This is a genomic window from Azonexus sp., from assembly GCF_036170495.1.
GTDB lineage: Bacteria > Pseudomonadota > Gammaproteobacteria > Burkholderiales > Rhodocyclaceae > Azonexus.
Genome location: NZ_JAVHPH010000220.1, coordinates 1 through 1,381 on the forward strand (window position 1 = coordinate 1; position 1,381 = coordinate 1,381).

General features: G+C 60.6%; 1 protein-coding gene. It reads right to left on the reverse strand.

Annotated elements, in window-relative coordinates:
• Positions 1-1,381, reverse strand: a 1,381-nt coding sequence (locus tag ADADOO_RS07450) for an LPS-assembly protein LptD (RefSeq protein ID WP_511276336.1), incomplete at both ends; no start/stop codon positions are given.

Genomic DNA, 1,381 nt, shown 5'->3' on the forward strand with positions numbered 1-1,381 from the left:
TGAAGTAGTGACGCTGGCCGATCATCGCCTTGAAACGCTCGACACCGGTTTCGCCGTCGAGCAGGCGGGTCGTCACGGCGGCGGTCAGTTGGTTGGCGTCGTTGATCCGGTCATAGCCGCTGTAACGGTTCTCGGAAAAAATCTGGGCAAAGTTGAAATCGGACAGCGCGGTGTCGAAGAGCGGGATCTGGCTCTGGTCGTTGTACGGAATATTCACGTAGTAAAGGCGCGGTTCCAGCGTCTGGATGTAACCGTTGCCGAACCAGTCGCCTTCGCGCTCGAAAATCATCGTCGAGTCGAGCGTGAAAGTCGGCAGCACCCGGTTGATGCTGCTCTCCTGACCGACAACCTGATTGCTCAGCCCGTAGTGGCTCATGTGCAGGCCGACCTTGGGCGTAATCTGGAAGGCCGGATGGACGAAGGGCAGCGAGACCTGGGGATAGAAGACGAGACGGTCGCCCTGGATCTTCGCGCTATCGGCATGGGTAAAGCGCGAGAACTGGCCGATCATGCTGAGATCGGTGTGCAGCACATTCGGCCGGTAGCCAGTAATGTTGAGCTGCGGCTCGAGAAAGTACGGGCGGGTAATCGGCACCGTCGGGTCAAGCTGCAGGGTCTGGTAGCGCAGGACCTGCATGCTGCTCTGCAGCCAGGGCGACGGCGCGTAGCTCAGCGACACCTGCTTGGGCAACTGGGTCAAGGAGGTCTGCAACAGGCGCGACGACATATCCTGCCAGTAGAAATCGTCGGAAACGCCGTTCCAGTTGATGGCCGCCGTCACCCCGCGCCCGAGATTGTGCACGTGCTCGATCCGGTAGCCGTAGCGCTGGCGATTCTGCGACTCGTCATTCGGCAGATATTCGGCCCGCGTCGTGCCCTGGAAGTTTTGGTCGAGGTAGCGTGCCTCAATGCCGAGTTGCGTGCCGCGCTTGCTCATGTAGCGGGGAAACAGCGTCAGGTCGTAGTTCGGCGCGATGTTCCAGTAATAGGGCACGGTGAAATCGACGCCACTGCGCGTCGAGGTCGAGAAATGCGGGTGCAGCAGGCCGGAGCGGCGCTGGCCGTTGAGCGAAAAGGAAGCGACCGGCGAATAGAAGAGCGGCACGCCGCCGAACCACAACGAGGCGTGCTTGGCCGTGCCTTCGTTGTTGTCGTAATCGAGATGCGTTTCCGCCGTTTGCAGATACCAGTCATCCTGGCCCGGCTTGCAGGTCGAAAAGGTATTCGAGAAAAAGGTGTACTGGTTTTCGCCCTCAAAATCGACACGCTCGGCCTTCCCGTTCGCTTCCGTCGGACGCTGCGGCGGCGACTGCGTCGGCAGGCCGTAGCTGTTCGCCACATTGAGCATCATCGGCGCGCCGGAGGTATTGGCGTTGCTGCC